This window comes from Stenotrophomonas sp. ZAC14D1_NAIMI4_1, from assembly GCF_003086775.1.
In the GTDB taxonomy this organism is placed as follows: domain Bacteria; phylum Pseudomonadota; class Gammaproteobacteria; order Xanthomonadales; family Xanthomonadaceae; genus Stenotrophomonas.
In genome coordinates, this window is sequence record NZ_CP026001.1 from 16,934 (window position 1) to 31,748 (window position 14,815).

15 protein-coding genes are annotated in these 14,815 nt (G+C 67.6%); 9 read left to right on the top strand and 6 right to left on the bottom strand.

What is annotated here, in order from left to right:
* The first annotated feature begins 160 nt into the window (after positions 1-160).
* The gene (locus C1927_RS00080; RefSeq protein WP_152027150.1) at positions 161-523 is read left to right on the top strand and encodes a hypothetical protein; all 363 of its coding nucleotides are present in this window, start codon (positions 161-163) and stop codon (positions 521-523) included.
* Positions 524-563: 40 nt separating this feature from the next.
* Complete coding sequence (locus tag C1927_RS21270; protein WP_152027151.1) at positions 564-767, top strand: hypothetical protein; 204 nt, start codon at positions 564-566, stop codon at positions 765-767.
* A gap of 405 nt (positions 768-1,172) precedes the next feature.
* On the opposite strand, the gene C1927_RS21275 is transcribed toward C1927_RS21270, so the two are convergent.
* Both C1927_RS21275 and C1927_RS21565 read right to left on the bottom strand, forming a co-directional pair.
* Positions 1,173-1,496 carry a hypothetical protein gene (locus C1927_RS21275; protein ID WP_152027152.1) on the bottom strand — a complete coding sequence of 108 codons (324 nt, stop codon included), beginning with the start codon at positions 1,494-1,496 and terminating at the stop codon, positions 1,173-1,175.
* Between the two features lie 33 nt (positions 1,497-1,529).
* Entirely contained in the window at positions 1,530-2,039 is a 510-nt protein-coding gene (locus C1927_RS21565; RefSeq protein ID WP_216821162.1) for a hypothetical protein, read from the bottom strand.
* Between the two features lie 101 nt (positions 2,040-2,140).
* On the opposite strand from C1927_RS21565, the gene C1927_RS00095 reads away from it, so the two are divergent.
* Complete coding sequence (locus tag C1927_RS00095; RefSeq protein WP_159095261.1) at positions 2,141-2,503, top strand: hypothetical protein; 363 nt, start codon at positions 2,141-2,143, stop codon at positions 2,501-2,503.
* A 62-nt stretch (positions 2,504-2,565) separates the two neighbouring features.
* Here C1927_RS00095 and C1927_RS00100 read toward each other — a convergent pair whose 3' ends face one another.
* From C1927_RS00100 to C1927_RS00110, 3 genes are all read right to left on the bottom strand, one after another.
* On the bottom strand, positions 2,566-3,273 hold the full coding sequence (locus C1927_RS00100) for a 2OG-Fe(II) oxygenase (protein ID WP_079224489.1): 708 nt from the start codon (positions 3,271-3,273) through the stop codon (positions 2,566-2,568).
* A gap of 108 nt (positions 3,274-3,381) precedes the next feature.
* Positions 3,382-4,398 (bottom strand): class 1 fructose-bisphosphatase, encoded by a 1,017-nt coding sequence (locus tag C1927_RS00105; protein ID WP_079224491.1) that lies wholly within the window; start codon positions 4,396-4,398, stop codon positions 3,382-3,384.
* 339 nt (positions 4,399-4,737) lie between these two features.
* A complete protein-coding gene (locus C1927_RS00110) occupies positions 4,738-5,940 on the bottom strand; it encodes an amino acid aminotransferase (protein ID WP_079224493.1) in 1,203 nt (400 codons plus the stop codon).
* A gap of 168 nt (positions 5,941-6,108) precedes the next feature.
* Here C1927_RS00110 and C1927_RS00115 point away from each other — a divergent pair, with 168 nt between their 5' ends.
* From C1927_RS00115 to C1927_RS00130, 4 genes are all read left to right on the top strand, one after another.
* Positions 6,109-8,229 carry a TonB-dependent receptor gene (locus tag C1927_RS00115; protein ID WP_108745593.1) on the top strand — a complete coding sequence of 707 codons (2,121 nt, stop codon included), beginning with the start codon at positions 6,109-6,111 and terminating at the stop codon, positions 8,227-8,229.
* Positions 8,230-8,352: 123 nt separating this feature from the next.
* Positions 8,353-10,668: a TonB-dependent siderophore receptor gene (locus C1927_RS00120; RefSeq protein ID WP_216821163.1), complete on the top strand. Its 2,316-nt coding sequence runs from the start codon at positions 8,353-8,355 to the stop codon at positions 10,666-10,668.
* Between the two features lie 62 nt (positions 10,669-10,730).
* Complete coding sequence (locus tag C1927_RS00125) at positions 10,731-11,468, top strand: response regulator (protein ID WP_108745594.1); 738 nt, start codon at positions 10,731-10,733, stop codon at positions 11,466-11,468.
* Entirely contained in the window at positions 11,461-12,867 is a 1,407-nt protein-coding gene (locus C1927_RS00130) for an ATP-binding protein (protein ID WP_108745595.1), read from the top strand. The genes C1927_RS00125 and C1927_RS00130 overlap by 8 nt, the downstream gene beginning before the upstream one ends.
* Positions 12,868-12,913: 46 nt before the next feature.
* On the opposite strand, the gene C1927_RS00135 is transcribed toward C1927_RS00130, so the two are convergent.
* The gene (locus C1927_RS00135; RefSeq protein ID WP_108745596.1) at positions 12,914-13,237 is read right to left on the bottom strand and encodes a hypothetical protein; all 324 of its coding nucleotides are present in this window, start codon (positions 13,235-13,237) and stop codon (positions 12,914-12,916) included.
* 148 nt (positions 13,238-13,385) lie between these two features.
* Here C1927_RS00135 and C1927_RS00140 point away from each other — a divergent pair, with 148 nt between their 5' ends.
* The gene (locus C1927_RS00140) at positions 13,386-13,784 is read left to right on the top strand and encodes a hypothetical protein (RefSeq protein ID WP_108745597.1); all 399 of its coding nucleotides are present in this window, start codon (positions 13,386-13,388) and stop codon (positions 13,782-13,784) included.
* 99 nt (positions 13,785-13,883) lie between these two features.
* Positions 13,884-14,813, top strand: coding sequence for a Ku protein (locus C1927_RS00145; RefSeq protein WP_079225442.1), 930 nt, complete (start codon positions 13,884-13,886; stop codon positions 14,811-14,813).
* Positions 14,814-14,815 lie beyond the last annotated feature (2 nt).

Consider the following 14,815-nt stretch of genomic DNA (forward strand, 5'->3'; position numbering starts at 1 on the left):
AAGAGTCGAGCTTGCTCGACGGATGTTGAAGGCAGTCGAGCAAGCTCGACTCTACGGGGCGGAGGCAGTCGAGCGCGCTCGCCGCGACTGGGTGGACATTGCGCCCCGCTTCGGCCAAGAATCGGGGCGAGGCCCATGAAGGGCCGGACAGGAGATGTCCGTGAACGATGGTGTACTTGCCGCGGCGATCACCGCCTCCGCTGCCAACACCCATCCTTGGATGCAGGCGCAGCATCGCCAGGTGCTGGAGTACTTCGAGCAGCGGCAGGCGTTTTCGCAGGCGACCTCGATTCCGTTGGCCGCATTCGATGTGGAGCTGGAAGAGGTGCTGTACGACATGATCGACGACGGCCTGGTCGAGGTCGTGGCGACCGACCGCTGCTACCTGGATCGGCAGACGCTGCTGCAGCGCGTGCAGGACGACGATCGAGCGGCCGAGCGCCTCAACCGCGTGCTGCTGCGCTACGTAGTACCCGTTCTGGTGATCGTGCTGATCGCCGTGGGCGTAGCGCTGGCCCTGTAGAGTCGAGCAAGCTCGACTCTACCTATCCTCTGAGACAACGATGAAGATAATTCTCTGGGCACCTATCGTGCTGTTTGCACTGTTTTCCTTGCGGGCAATCGGCTTCGTTGTCTATCAAGGATTGAATGGATCGCCGTTCGGCGACGAAGAAATCATTGTCGCCGGCATCGGCCTGGCCTGTGGCTGGATCGCCTGGGTGATGTACAAGGTCCTGATCAGACTTTGGAGAAAGCCGGAAACCTGATGCTGCGCCTCGATTGTAGAGTCGAGCTTGCTCGACTGAGCGCGCGACAAAGAGCCGTCGAGCAAGATCGACACTACGAACACGTCACCCCCCAAATAACTCACGCGGAGGGCGATGCAATGAGGGCCCCATGCGCAGATCTACAAGAAGGCGGGTGTGATCGTACTCAGTAGATTGCACGCGCGATCCATTACGTTGGCGATGCTGGCTTGGCTTCCGACGGCAGCCGCCGCAGCAGATCGATCTGCGTTCTTCGTCAGCCATGCGTCATCGATTGAAGACACGTGCCTAGACGTTGATACGAGAAGCTTGCCCTTCTCGTGCCACAGAATCTCCGATGGTGAACAAACCGTCGTCGCTGTGAGGGACTTCAAGCGTACCTGGAATGCCGACCGTTCGAGTTTCTCAAAGCTGACGGTAGTACTTCCCGAATCCCCGCGTGTCGGACAGGTCTTCACTATCGGAGAGCAGGGAGTTCGCGCGTTCTTCAGCAACGGAGCAAGCGATTTTGCAGGCAAGAGTGGCTGCTACAGCACGGCCGCCACGGGTGAGGTCACCGTTGACGCAGTCGAGCGTCACCGTCTTGAGGTTTCGTTGCGGGCGACGTTCACGCTCGCAAGCCCTTTGGACTGGCCCGGAGACTGCAACGTTCCTGTCAGCATCCATCGTGCAATCAAGGCCAGAAGCGCGAACATCGCCGAACTCGGTGCGTGGGAGGGGAGGACGCATGCCGATGACTCTCCCTTTGTAGAGGCGCATCCCTCAAGAAGGTAGTTGAAGCCAGGCTGATACCTTCCGCTGTTTTCGCTGCTTCGACCTTGCATCAAGGACATCTGGACATCCGCTTGACTGGACCACTGGAATCGCGCTCAAGGGAAGCATATGGGCCACGTGATGCCCACCGCTTTGATCTATCTTCTTGGACTCATCGGCGCAGGTGCCGTTGGTATCCTTCCGGTACGTGTCATGAGAATCCTGCGGGATCTCCGCAGCGTTCAGGGGAACACGCTCAGGAAGGCAGCATCCGTAGTCGCGAAGTTCGCTGTCGCGGCTGCTGCATTGCTGGTCGAAGCTCAGATCCTTCGGCAGCTCTTCGGGTGCCTTACTGGAGCGTACTGTGGTCCTGGTGTAGCAAGCGGATGGAGTTACCTGGCAGCGCTTGGCGCGACCTACCTGGTGTTTGAAGTCCTCGTGCTTCTGCTGCAGCTTGTATACAGAGAAGGAGCGCAACAAGTGGCACCAGGAGAATAGAGTCGAATGCTTCGCTTCCACGCCACAATCCGCGAGGCACCCGAGACGTCTGCCGGCGCTGGTGTTCGTTGCCGCTGGTCTGATGCCGGCCTTTCACTGGTGTTTGGAGCCGGGACGTAGAAATGAGATTGCCGTTCACCTTCTCCTGCCCGGCCTGCAGGGCAGCTGGGCAGAGGTTTCCGATCTACCAGGCAATTGAAAGGAAGACACGCACCCGCTGCAGCAGCTGTGAATCGGAAGTGGTGTCGGAGCTTGGCTACGTAGCGCATGCCATCTGGCATGTACTGTCACTGATGGCTATGGCGCTTCTGGGACTGATCCTCGTTGCCAGCATCCTGACAGCGCAATGGTCCTGGGGCATTGCGGCGCTGATCGCGCAGGGCGTTCTGACCTGGATGCCGGGGATGTATCTCCATTCGCGAAACGCCACGCTGCCTGTCGTCCACGAGCGACCGAAGCGGTATGGGCGGAAGCAGGTCTCGTAGCGTCGCGCTTGCTCGACTGAAAGCGAAAAGCAGTCGAGCATGGCTCGACTCTACAAAGGGCGTTACCCTCCAAACAACTTCTGCGCGCTCTGGAACAGGATCCAGCTGGTGGCGATGAACTTGTCGCCGCCCTGCGGCCGGTTGCCGCGATGGGTGTGCGTGAACGCGGTCGGCGCAATCAGCAGGCTGCCGGTGCGCGGTGCGATCTTGCGGCCCTGGAACAGGAACTCGGTCTCGCCCTCTTCGAAGTCGTCGTTGAGGTACAGCGTCCACAACACGTGCCGGTGCAGCGTCTCCGCCTGCGCATCCTTCGGGTACAGCTCGCAGTGCCAGTACGGGTAACCGCCCTCGCCCGCCGCGTACCACTGCAGGTTGATGGCGCCGGGGCGCAGGCAGGTGCGGGCGAGCTCGGCCAGCTGCTCCGGTGCCATGTCGGGGAAATCCTCAGCTGACAGTCGGCGCGGCTGGCCGTTGCTGTCCTGGATCTGCAACATCAATGGTGCGATCAGTGCCTGTGGATAACGACGTAGATAAGTCTGCAGCCCGGCGAAAACCGCCTGTTGCAGCGCGTTGTCCACGTCGCGCCAGGCATCCAGCCCGCTGATGCGCAGATCCTTGCTGTGCTTGAGCTCGGGGAATACGCCACTGCCTACCGCACCGGGTTTCAGGCCCTGGCTGCCGCGCATGCGGGCGACGATGGCGGCGCAGACGTCACTGGGGACGGCGTTGTGGATGACTTCGATGAAATCGACCGGGCCCGGCTCGTGCATGCGTGCAATCCTTCGGCGGCAAGGGCTTGATGGTGCCGTTTGCCGCCGCTGCTGTCACCCCGCGGTCATGTCATCGTACTGCCATGACCGCTGTAGGGATGGCCGCCTTCAAACGGTCTTCGCGTCATGCTCCTGGTGATAACGCACCGCTTCGGCCACTTCCTCGCGCGAGCCGAGGAACACCGGCACGCGCTGGTGCAGGTGGTTGGGCTGCATGTCGAGGATGCGCTCGCGACCGGTCGACGCGGCACCGCCGGCCTGCTCGACCAGCAGGCCCATCGGGTTGGCTTCGTACATCAGGCGCAGCTTGCCGGCCTTGTCCGGTTCCTTCTTGTCCCACGGGTAGATGAAGATGCCGCCGCGGGTGAGGATGCGATGCACGTCGGCGACCATGCTGGCGATCCAGCGCATGTTGAAGTTCTTGCCGCGCGCGCCTTCCTTGCCGGCCAGCAGGTCCTGCACGTAGCCCTGCATCGGGGCTTCCCAGTGGCGCTGGTTGGACATGTTGATGGCGAACTCCTGGGTGGCCGCCGGAATCTGCATGTTCTCGGTGGTCAGCACGAACTCGCCGGTCTCGCGGTCCAGGGTGAAGGCGTGGGTGCCGTGGCCGACGCTGAGCACCAGCTGGGTGCTGGGCCCGTAGATGCAGTAGCCGGCGGCAATCTGCCTGCTGCCCGGCTGCAGGAACGCTTCATCGCCCGGCAGTTCGACGTTGGTCGGGCAGCGCAGCACTGAGAAGATGGTGCCGACGGAGACGTTGACGTCGATGTTGGAGCTGCCATCGAGGGGATCGAACAGCAGCAGGAAATCACCGCGCGGGTAGATGTCCGGCACCGGCTGGCTGTGGTCCATCTCTTCCGATGCGCAGGCGGCGAGGTGGCCGCCCCAGGCGTTGGCTTCCAGCAGGATCTCGTTGCTGATGACGTCCAGCTTCTTCTGTGCTTCGCCCTGCACGTTGCCGGTGCCGGCTTCGCCGAGTACGCCGCCGAGGGCGCCCTTGCTGACGGCGATGGAGATGCTGGTGCAGGCGCGGGCGACCACGGCGATCAGCTGGCGCAGGTCGGCGTTGATGCGGCCGGCGTGCTGTTCCTGGATCAGGAAGCGGGTCAACGAAGTACGGGACATGAGCGGGCAGGTCTCGGCAGCGGGAAAACGCCTATTGTCGCTGCTGTGCGCGGCGCGTGCGTGATTGGTTTGAGGCGAAATCGTTTACAGGGGCGTTGCGCTGTGCGGCGCGTTCTTTTGTTCGAGGCGCGCGGGAGGGACAGGCTGCGCGGGACACGCCGTGAACCCATCCATGGGGGCTCGTAGGCGCCCTCCATGGCGCCTGCGGTCCCGCGCAGCCTGTCCCTCCCGCGCGCTTCAGGGTTCGCCGCGAGCGCGGTGGGGGTGGCAAAGGCAGAGGCGGAAGCAAAAACAAAGGCGCCTTTCGGCGCCTTTGTTTCAGTACCTTGCGGCGTTGCTTCAGCCCTTGGCGACGGTGGCCACGGCTTTGGCGACGTATTCCAGGTTGTTCTGGTTCAGCGCGGCCACGCAGATGCGGCCGGTGCCGACGGCGTAGATGCCGAACTCGTCGCGCAGGCGGTCGACCTGCTCACGGCTCAGGCCGGAGTAGGAGAACATGCCCGCCTGTTCGTTGATGAAGGCGAACTGCGGGGCACCGGCGGCGGCGAGCTTTTCGACCAGGCCCTGGCGCAGGGCGTGGATGCGCTCGCGCATCTCGGTCAGTTCCTGCTCCCACATCGCGCGCAGGTCCGGGTTGGTCAGCACGCCGGCCACCAGCGCGGCACCGTGGGTGGACGGGCTGGAGTAGATCGTGCGGATCACGCGCTTGACCTGCGACTGCACGGCCTTCGCATCGGCGGCGGTCGGGGCAACCATCGACAGTGCACCCACGCGTTCGCCATACAGCGAGAACGACTTGGAGTACGAGTTGGCGACGATGAAGCTGTCGATGCCGGCTTCGGCGATGATGCGCACGGCGGCGCCATCCTGCTCGATGCCCTTGTCGAAGCCCTGGTACGCCATGTCGATGAAGGGGAACAGCTGCTTGTCCTTCAGGACTTCGGCCACCTGCTTCCACTGGCTGACGGTGAGGTCGGCGCCGGTGGGGTTGTGGCAGCAGGCGTGCAGCAGCACCACGGTGCCGGCCTGCAGCTTCTGCAGATCGGCCAGCATGCCGTCGAAATCCACGCCATGGGTGGCGGGGTCGAAGTAGGTGTACTCGACCACGTCGAAACCAGCGGCACCGAACACGGCGCGGTGGTTTTCCCAGCTCGGGTTGCTGATGGCGATGGTGGCGTGCGGCAGCAGCTTCTTCAGCACGTCGGCGCCGACGCGCAGCGCACCGCTGCCACCGACGGTCTGTGCGGTGGTGACGCGGCCGGCGGCCAGCAGCGGCGAGTCCTTGCCGAACACCAGCTCACGGGTCGCCTGCGTATAGGCAGGCAGGCCGTCGATCGGCAGGTAGCCACGCGGTTTGGCTTCGGTGGCGAGCTGCTGCTCGATCTGCTTGACGGCGCGAAGCAGCGGAATGCGGCCGCTCTCGTCGTAGTAGATGCCCACACCCAGGTTGACCTTGGTCGGGCGGCTGTCGGCGTTGTACGCCTCGGTCAGGCCCAGGATCGGGTCGCCCGGGACCAGTTCCACGTTTGCAAAGAAGGACACGGCGGTACTCGTTCTATTTGAGGGGGAGAAGAAGCGCGGGTCGTGAAGCGGCGGCCGTCGGCCGCAGCCCTGCCATCGTAACAAAGCGTGCCACCGGCGCGGCGGCCATCGTCACGCTGCAGCCCGTACCATGCCGTGTTGTTTCCCCGCCGTGCGTATAGCTGAACGATGAACGAGTCCCTGGCGCCCCACCGCCTGCCCCTGCTGATCGCCCTGCTGCCGCTGCCGGCACTGGCGCAGACCGCCGCCCCCGCCCCGCAGCAGCTGCCGACCGTGGAAGTGCAGGCCGCGCGCGTGCAGGGCATCGATCCGTTCGCACTGCCGGCCAGCCAGGACACGGTGTGGGTGGGCGACGACCGCAGCGGGCCCGGCGTGCAGGTATCCGAGGCGCTGGCCGGGGTGCCGGGGGTGCTGGCCCGTGACCGGCAGAACTATGCGCAGGACACCCAGCTGTCGATCCGCGGCTTCGGCGCGCGCTCCACCTTCGGCGTGCGTGGCGTGCGGGTGCTGATCGATGGCGTGCCGGCCACCATGCCCGACGGCCAGGGCCAGCTTTCGCATGCGAGCCTGCTCGGCGCCGAGCGCATCGAGGTGCTGCGCGGGCCGTTCTCCGCCCTGTACGGCAACTCCTCCGGCGGCGTGCTGCAGGTATGGAGCGCGCAGGGCAAGGCCGGCGACCCGTGGCGGCTGCGGGTGAACGCCGGGGCCGACAACACCCTCAGCGTCGGGGCGCAGCTGCGCGGTGCCGGCCCGGTGGTGGACTACAACATCGCCGCCAACCACTTCCGCACCGACGGCTGGCGCGACCACAGCCGGGCGCGGCGCGAATCGCTCAACGCACGGCTCGGCGCTGAAGTGGGCGGCGGTCGCCTGGAGCTGCTGCTCAACGCACTTGATGCGCCCGACGCACAGGACCCGCTGGGCCTGACCCGCGCGCAGGTGGCGGCCAACCCGCGCCAGGCCACGGCCGTGGCCGAGCAGTACAACACGCGCAAATCGGTGCGCCAGCAGCAGGCCGGCCTGCGCTGGACGCGCGAAAGCGGCGCCCAGCGCTGGCAGTTGATGGGCTACGCCGGGCAGCGCGCGGTGACCCAGTTCCTGCCGATCCCGCCCACCGCGCAGGCCAACCCGCTGCACGCCGGCGGGGTGATCGACCTGGACGGCGGCTATGGCGGCATGGACGCGCGCTGGGGTTGGAACGGCGACTTTGCCGGGCGCCCGCTGGACGTGGTTGCGGGCATCAGCGCCGACCGCCAGCGCCAGCACCGCACCGGCTACGAGAACTTCGTCGGCAGCACCCTGGGCGTGCGCGGCCGACAGCGCCGCGACCAGATCGACATCGTGCAGAACGTCGACCAGTTCGCCCAGGCGTGGTGGCAGTGGAGCCCGCGCTGGTCGCTGCTGGCCGGAGTGCGGCACAGCACCGTGCGCTTCGAATCGGATGACCGCTACATCACCGGCAGCAACCCGGACGACAGTGGCCGCCGGCGCTACCAGGCGACCACGCCGGTGGCCGGGGTCAGCTTCGAGGCCACCCCGCAGTGGCGCCTGCATGCGGCCGTCGGGCGTGGTTTCGAGACCCCCACCTTCAATGAACTGGGCTACCGCAGCGACGGCCAGGCCGGCCTGGCGCTGGATCTGTCGGCCGCGCGCAGCCGCAACATCGAGGTCGGCAGCAAGTGGCATGCGCAGAGCGGAACCCAGCTCGATGTCAGCGTGTTCCGCGCCGTTACCGACGATGAGCTGGCCGTTGCCAGCAATACCAATGGCCGCAGCACCTACCGCAACATCGGCCGCACCCGCCGCCAGGGTGTGGAGCTGCAGTACCACCAGCCCCTGGCCGAGCAGTGGGAACTGCAGCTGGCCTGGACCTGGCTGCAGGCGCAGGTGCGCTCGCCGTACCTGACCTGCGGCGGCAGCGGCTGCCGCGTGCCCGACACGGTGGTGGCGGCCGGCAGCCGGCTGCCCGGTGTGCCGCGGCAGCAGGCCTTCGCCCGCCTGCAGTGGTCGCCCGGCGACTGGCAGTGGGCGCTGGAAGCCAATGCCAGCAGCGACACGGTGGTGAATGACCTGGCCACCGAGCGTGCGCCGGGCTACACGGTGCTGAACCTGGAAGCCGGCCGCCAGTGGACCCTGCCCGGTGGCGACCTGCGCGCGTTCGCGCGGCTGGACAACCTGCTGGACCAGGCCTACATCGGCTCGGTGATCGTCAACGATGGCAACGGCCGCTTCTACGAACCGGGTCCGGACCGGCGCGCCAGCGTCGGCCTGCAGTGGTCGTGGCGCTGACCCATTCGGACGCGCTGCGTTACATACGCTTACATCTTCACGAACCGGTAACGCGGAGCGCGTCGGTATCATGACGCAAATGGGAATCGATCCCATTTGTATCTCCGATAAGGACTCCCCCCTGTGACTGCCGATGCCCTCACCCGCGCGGGCCTGCCGCGCGCTGCCCTGCCGTGCCCGCCTGCCTTCGGCCGACGCGCTCTCGCCCTGGCCGTCGTCCTGGCGCTGCCGCTGGCGGCCCATGCCGAAGCCCCCGCCGATGCCAATCCGACTACCCTGGATGGCCTGGAAGTGACCGCGCGTCGCCAGTCGCAGGCGGACAGCTACACGCTGCCGATCAGCAAGGCTGCCATCGGCCTGGACCTGAGCCTGCGCCAGACCCCGCAGTCGGTGACCACGGTCACCCGGCAGCAGATGGATGACCTGCAGATCGAATCCATCAACGATGTGCTGACCAGCACCACCGGCATCACCACCTATTCGCTGGACAACGCCGGCCGCACCACCTTCCGTGCGCGCGGCTTCGACGTCGGCAACTTCAAGGTCGACGGCATGCTGATCAACGGCGCCAGCAGCTTCAGCGGCGGCGGCGCGGGCCTGAACATGGACCTGTACGACCACGTGCAGGTGGTGCGCGGCGCCAACGGCCTGCTCGGTGGCACCGGCGACCCGTCGGCCACCATCTACCTGGAGCGCAAGCGCCCGACCCGCGAGTTCGGCGGGGCCGCCTCGCTGACCCTGGGCAGCCATGACAAGCGCCGCCTGATGGGCGACGTCAACGTGCCGCTGACCGCCGATGGCCGCGTGCGCAGCCGCTTCGTGGTCAGTGCCGAGGATTCGGACAGCTTCCGCCAGCGCGAGGACCTGCAGCGCCTGGGCGGCCTGGCCAGCTTCGAGGCCGACCTGGGCGACGCCACCGTGGTGAACCTGGGCGTGCAGTACGAGCGCACCCGCAACGGCGGTGGCTCGTGGGGCAGCAACGTGCCGATCTGGTGGGCCGACGGCACCCGCACCAACCTGCCGCGCAGCACCAACCCGGCCGCCGACTGGAGCGTAGCCAAGCGTGACAACACCTCGGTGTTCGGCAGCGTGGAACAGGGCCTGGGCGCGGACTGGAAGCTGCGCGTGGCCTTCGCCCATGACAGCGGCGAGAGCTACACCAACTACGGCGTGGCCAAGGTCAACAACGCGGCCCCGGGCAAGGGCTTTGCCGGCTTCTGGAACCCCGATGGCAGCGGCGCGTTCCTCAACGCGATCCACAACGAATCGGAAACCCGCCGCGACAACCTGGACATCAGCGTGAGCGGCCCGCTGCAGCTGTTCGGCCGCGAGCACCAGCTGATGGCCGGCTTCAACGGCTACCGCAGCGAGATCACCGATTACGCCTTCAGCGCCGCACTGGGCAACTGCACCATCGGCGGCGTGGCCCCGTGGAGTGGCTGCCAGTACCGCGCGGTCGGCCTGCCGATCGATGACTGGCGCACCTGGGACGGCAGCTACGCGCCGTACGAAACCTTCCGCACCCCGGCCCGCACCAAGACCATCACCCAGAACGTGGGCGGCTACCTGGCCGGCCGCTTCAGCCTGGCCGAGCCGCTGTCGCTGGTGCTGGGCACCCGCGTGAGCAACTACAAGACCTACAACCAGGTCTACACCAAGGCCGACGTGCGCACCCGCGGTGCTGCCACGGGCGACCAGCAGGTGGTCACCCCGTACGCGGGCCTGGTGTGGGACTTCGCGGCGAACTACTCGGCCTACGTGAGCTACACCGATGTGTTCAGCCCGCAGGGCAACGTGCGCGATGCCAACGACACCCTGCTCGACCCGGTGACCGGCAAGAGCTACGAAGCCGGCATCAAGGGTGAATGGGCCGACGGTGCGTTGAATGCTGCCCTGGCCGTGTTCCGCAACGAGCAGAACAACGTGGCCGAGAGCACCGGCGAAGTGCATCCGGTGACCGGCTTCAACATCTACCGCGCGGTGGACGGCGTGGTGTCCAAGGGCGCCGACCTGGAAGTCTCCGGGCGCCTGGCGCAGGGCTGGAACGTGTATGCCGGCTACACCTGGCTGCAGGTCGATGGCCTGTCCTACCAGCAGGACCCGCGCCACCTGCTGCGCCTGAACACCTCCTGGTCCCTGCCCGGTGCGCTGTCGAAGCTGACCGTGGGCGGTGGCCTGTCGATGCAGAGCGGCACGGTGATGTCGACCAACCCGGGGCGCCCGCTGGGCGGTGGCAAGTACGACGCCAGCAACCTGCCGATGGGCGGCTACACCCTGGTCAACCTGATGGCGCGCTACGCCCTGACCGACACCGTGCAGCTGGCGGTGAACGTGAACAACCTGACCGACAAGCTGTACTACACCCAGTACGGCTTCTACGACGGGCTGATCTTCGGCGAGCCGCGCACCACCACCTTCAGCATCCGCGCGCGTTTCTAAGCGCCGCCGCGGCACCTGCCTGCAGCCCTGCAGGCCGGTGCTGCATCTGGGAAGATGCGTCCATGCCCGAGTCCCCACCCCCGTCCGCCCGCATCCTGGTCGTCGATGATGATCCGGAGATCGGCGCCCTGCTCGCCCAATACCTCGGCCAGCAGGGACTGCAGACCGTCGTCGCCGGCGATGGTGACGGCATGCGCGCGGCGTTGGCTGCCGGGGCCTTCGACGCGGTGGTGCTGGACCTGATGCTGCCCGGCGAGGATGGGCTGGCCCTGTGCCAGCAACTTCGCGAGCAGACCGCGCTGCCGGTGATCATGCTGACCGCGCGTGGCCGCCCGGCCGACCGTATCCTCGGCCTCGAACAAGGCGCCGATGACTACATGGCCAAGCCGTTCGACCCGCGCGAGCTGCTGCTGCGGCTGCGCGCGGTACTGCGGCGGCAGGCGCCCGTGCAGGCGGCCCCGGCCCCCACGGCGGACGTGGCGCGCCTGCGCTTCTCCGGCTGGACCCTGGACCCGCGCACCCACCTGCTGCAGGCCGACGATGGCCGCCGCCACCTGCTGGGCGAGACCGACTTCAGCGCACTGCAGCTGTTCCTGCGGCATCCCGACGAAGTGCTCGAGCGCGATTTCCTGGTGGAGCAGGTGTACGGCCGCGACCGCATGCCCAGCGACCGCAGCATCGACATGTGCATCAGCCGGCTGCGGCAGATGCTGGAACATGACAGCCGCGCGCCGCTGCTGATCCGCACCGTGCGCAACCGGGGCTACTGCCTGGCCGGCCCGGTGCAGGCCGATGGCTGAGGCACGCCTGGGCTGGCCGCGCACGCTGTACGGGCGGCTGGTGCTGGTGCTGGTGGCCGGCATGCTGCTGGCGCAGCTGCTGACCGGCACCGTCTGGCACGACGCCCGCTATGAGCGGGTGGCCGAGATCCCCGCGCGGCTGGCTGCCGCGCATGTCGCGCAGACGCTGCGCCTGCTGGAGGCGCCGGCCTCGCCGCTGGCCGGCGCCGACCCCGCCGTGCTGTCCACGGCCGACCTGACGGTGCGCGCGGTGGAAGACAGCGGCCATGTTTCGCTGCGCCCGCGCGACCGCGCGGTGGAACAGCTGCTGCGCGCTTCGCTGCAGGGCGAGCTGGGCATGCCGCGCGAGCTGCACCTGCAGCGCCTGCGGCTGTACGACGCGCAGGGCCGGGAGGATGACAAGGTGCTGTCGGCGCGCCACGTCGCCGGCCAGTTCCAGCTGCGCGTGCGCAGTGCCCAGGGCAACTGGCTGCAGTTCGACGTGCGCGAAGGCCAGGCCGGCCTGCAGCTGGAGCCGGCCCATGCGCTGGGCGACTACCTGCTGCGCATCTACGGCCTGCGCACCCTGCTGATCGTGCTGCTGGCCCTGCTGGTGGTGCGCTGGCTGACCCGGCCGCTGACCCGGCTGGGCGCTGCCGCACAGGCCCTGGGCCGCAACCTGCATGCACCGCCGTTGCCGCTGGAGGGCCCGCGCGAGGTGCGTCAGGCCGCCCACGCCTTCAACCAGATGCAGCAGCAGCTGCAGCAGGCCGCGCAGGGCCGCGAGGAGCTGCTGGCAGCGGTCTCGCACGACCTGCGCTCGCCACTGACCCGCCTGCGCCTGCGGACCGAACTGCTGGCCGACGAGGCCGCACGCACCCGCTGGCGTGCCGACCTGGACGACATGCAGGAGCTGGTGGATTCCATTCTTGATTACAGCAGTGCCACCCAGCTGCGCGGCGACCGCGAGCCGATCGACATCGATGCCCTGTTGCGCACCGTGGTGGAGGATGCACGCGAGGCCGGCCATGCCGTGCAGCTGCAGGGCCGGGTGGGCGTGGCCTACCCCGGCTTCCCGCGCAGCCTGAAGCGCGCGCTGGCCAACCTGCTGGACAACGCCGGGCGCTATGGCGGCGGCGCGCAGGTCGAGGCCTGGGGCGATGCCGAGGCCATCCACATCAGCATCGCCGACCAGGGCCCGGGCATACCGGCCGCACAACGGGAGCGGATGCTGCAGCCCTTCCAGCGCCTGGAGGCTTCCCGCAGCGCGCGCCATGGTGGCACCGGGCTGGGCCTGAGCATCGCCGTGGCGGTGGTGCAGGCGCATGGCGGCCAGCTTGCGCTGGAGGACGGGCCGGGCGGACGCGGGCTGTGCGTGCGGATCACCCTGCCGCAGTGCCCGGGCACGCGCGAGGGGTAGCGCCGGGCCGGGCGTGATGCCGGCCAGCGGCCGGCACTACCGTCGCTCAATCTGGTGCCTTGGCCGGCACGAACGGCGAGGTCGGATCGCTGGCCGGGAAGGTTTCTTCCAGCGCCTGGTCCTGGTTGTCGCTGGCGTGCTGCTTGCGCTCGCGGCGCTTGAGCGGGCTTTCCTGGCCGCCGCGGTGGCGGTCGCCGCAGTCCTTGCGGTCCTGCGCGGCCTGTTCAGGGTGATGGACGGCCGGCAGCGCGTCTTCATGCGGCACCTGCATGCCGGCGCCCCGGTCCTCGGCATCGGCCAGATCGTGCTTGGCACGGGATTCGCCCGGCACGGGGGCGTGGGTCTGGCGCAGCGGGTCACGGTTGGACATGGCGATTACCTGGCGGTGGGCGGGGGACTCCACTACAGCGCGGCAGAGGTAAAGCCGCCGCGAACCCCGCGTCATGAACATCTCTGTCACGGCTGGATAACGGCACCGCCGGTATTCCTGCCCACCCGCCCTGCTGCAGGAGCCGGCCATGGCCCGTCTTGAACGCCCCGCCCCGTCCGTGTTCAACGCCCTGCTGGATCCGCTCGGCGCACGCACGCCCCTCCGCCGCGCGCGCCGCCATGAAGATCCGCAGGCGGTGGCGCAGGATTACCTGCAGTACATGCTCAACGACTATGAGCGGCGCCGCGCCAACGGCCACCGCAACTGGCGCGACCTGTGCCCGGTGTATGCCTTCGCCCTCACCACCCACGCCGCGGACTGGCCGCGCGGTGGCGACGCCGATACCGGCGAGGAACTGGCCGCGCACTGGGAGCAGATGCGCGGGCAGTCGCGTCTGGGCTGGTCGCAGGCACGCCCGGTGGTGGAGGACGCCTGGCGCGCGCTGGACCATATTCCGGCGGCGGCGGTGCGGCCCCTGCTGCAGTGACCCGGCCGCCCCGCGCCACCCGGCCTGCACGGGGCCGACACAGCCGTTTCACGGTGGGCGTCCGAAGCTGGCCGCCCCGCCGCAATGCAGGTGCGCGCCATGGCCCGCCCGATCTGGACCGGTACCCTCTCCTTCGGCCTGCTGAACGTGCCGGTGTCGCTGATGTCCGGCGAACGCAAGGTCGACCTGCAGTTCCGCATGCTCGATTCGCGCGACCGCAAGCCGATCCGCTTCGAGCGGGTCAACGCCGATACCGGCGAGGAAGTGCCGTGGAAGGACATCGTCAAAGCCTACGAGTACGACAAGGGCAGCTACGTCGTGCTGGAAGAAGGCGATATCCGCTCGGCCGCGCCGGAAAGCCATGAAACGGTGGAGGTGGAAACCTTCGTCGATGCCACCCAGATCGATCCGCGCTACTACGAAAAGCCCTACCTGCTGCTGCCCGGCAAGAAGGCCGAGAAGGGCTACGTGCTGCTGCGCGAAACCCTGCGCGGTACCGGCAAGGCCGGCATCGCGCGGGTGGTGGTGCGTACCCGCGAATACCTGTGCGCGGTGATGCCGCAGGGCCACGCGCTGGTGCTGATGATCCTGCGTTACCCGCAGGAACTGGTTGATCCGGAAGACTACAAGCTGCCCACCGGCAGCCTGTCCGACTACCGCATCACTGCCAAGGAAACGGCGATGGCCGGGCAGCTGATCGAATCGATGGCCGCCGACTGGGACCCGTCGCAGTACCACGATGAATTCCGCGAACGCCTGCAGCAGGTGCTGAACAAGCGCATCAAGACCAAGGGCGGCACCACCCAGGTGGAAGAGGAGCCGGCGCCGCACGAGGACGCCAGCACCAACGTGGTGGACTTCATGGCGCTGCTGCAGAAGAGCCTGGATGCCAACACGCGCACGCCGGCGAAGAAGACCGCGACGCGCAAGGCACCGGCGAAAAAGGCTGCGAAGAAAGCCGCGAAGAAGACCGCCAGCAAGACAGCCAAGGCGACGAAGAAGGCCGCACCGCGCCGCAAGGCAGGCTGAGC

Excerpts from the sequence above, each read along its gene's own strand:
- C1927_RS21275 (WP_152027152.1), bottom strand. The coding sequence starts at position 1,496 with ATGCGTCCTCCCCTCCCACGCACCGAGTTCGGCGATGTTCGCGCTTCT.
- C1927_RS00135 (WP_108745596.1), bottom strand. The coding sequence starts at position 13,237 with ATGTCCAACCGTGACCCGCTGCGCCAGACCCACGCCCCCGTGCCGGGC.
- C1927_RS00115 (WP_108745593.1), top strand. The coding sequence starts at position 6,109 with ATGAACGAGTCCCTGGCGCCCCACCGCCTGCCCCTGCTGATCGCCCTG.
- C1927_RS00145 (WP_079225442.1), top strand. The coding sequence starts at position 13,884 with ATGGCCCGCCCGATCTGGACCGGTACCCTCTCCTTCGGCCTGCTGAAC.
- C1927_RS00125 (WP_108745594.1), top strand. The coding sequence starts at position 10,731 with ATGCCCGAGTCCCCACCCCCGTCCGCCCGCATCCTGGTCGTCGATGAT.
- C1927_RS21270 (WP_152027151.1), top strand. The coding sequence starts at position 564 with ATGAAGATAATTCTCTGGGCACCTATCGTGCTGTTTGCACTGTTTTCC.
- C1927_RS00100 (WP_079224489.1), bottom strand. The coding sequence starts at position 3,273 with ATGCACGAGCCGGGCCCGGTCGATTTCATCGAAGTCATCCACAACGCC.
- C1927_RS00105 (WP_079224491.1), bottom strand. The coding sequence starts at position 4,398 with ATGTCCCGTACTTCGTTGACCCGCTTCCTGATCCAGGAACAGCACGCC.
- C1927_RS00130 (WP_108745595.1), top strand. The coding sequence starts at position 11,461 with ATGGCTGAGGCACGCCTGGGCTGGCCGCGCACGCTGTACGGGCGGCTG.
- C1927_RS00140 (WP_108745597.1), top strand. The coding sequence starts at position 13,386 with ATGGCCCGTCTTGAACGCCCCGCCCCGTCCGTGTTCAACGCCCTGCTG.
- C1927_RS00095 (WP_159095261.1), top strand. The coding sequence starts at position 2,141 with ATGAGATTGCCGTTCACCTTCTCCTGCCCGGCCTGCAGGGCAGCTGGG.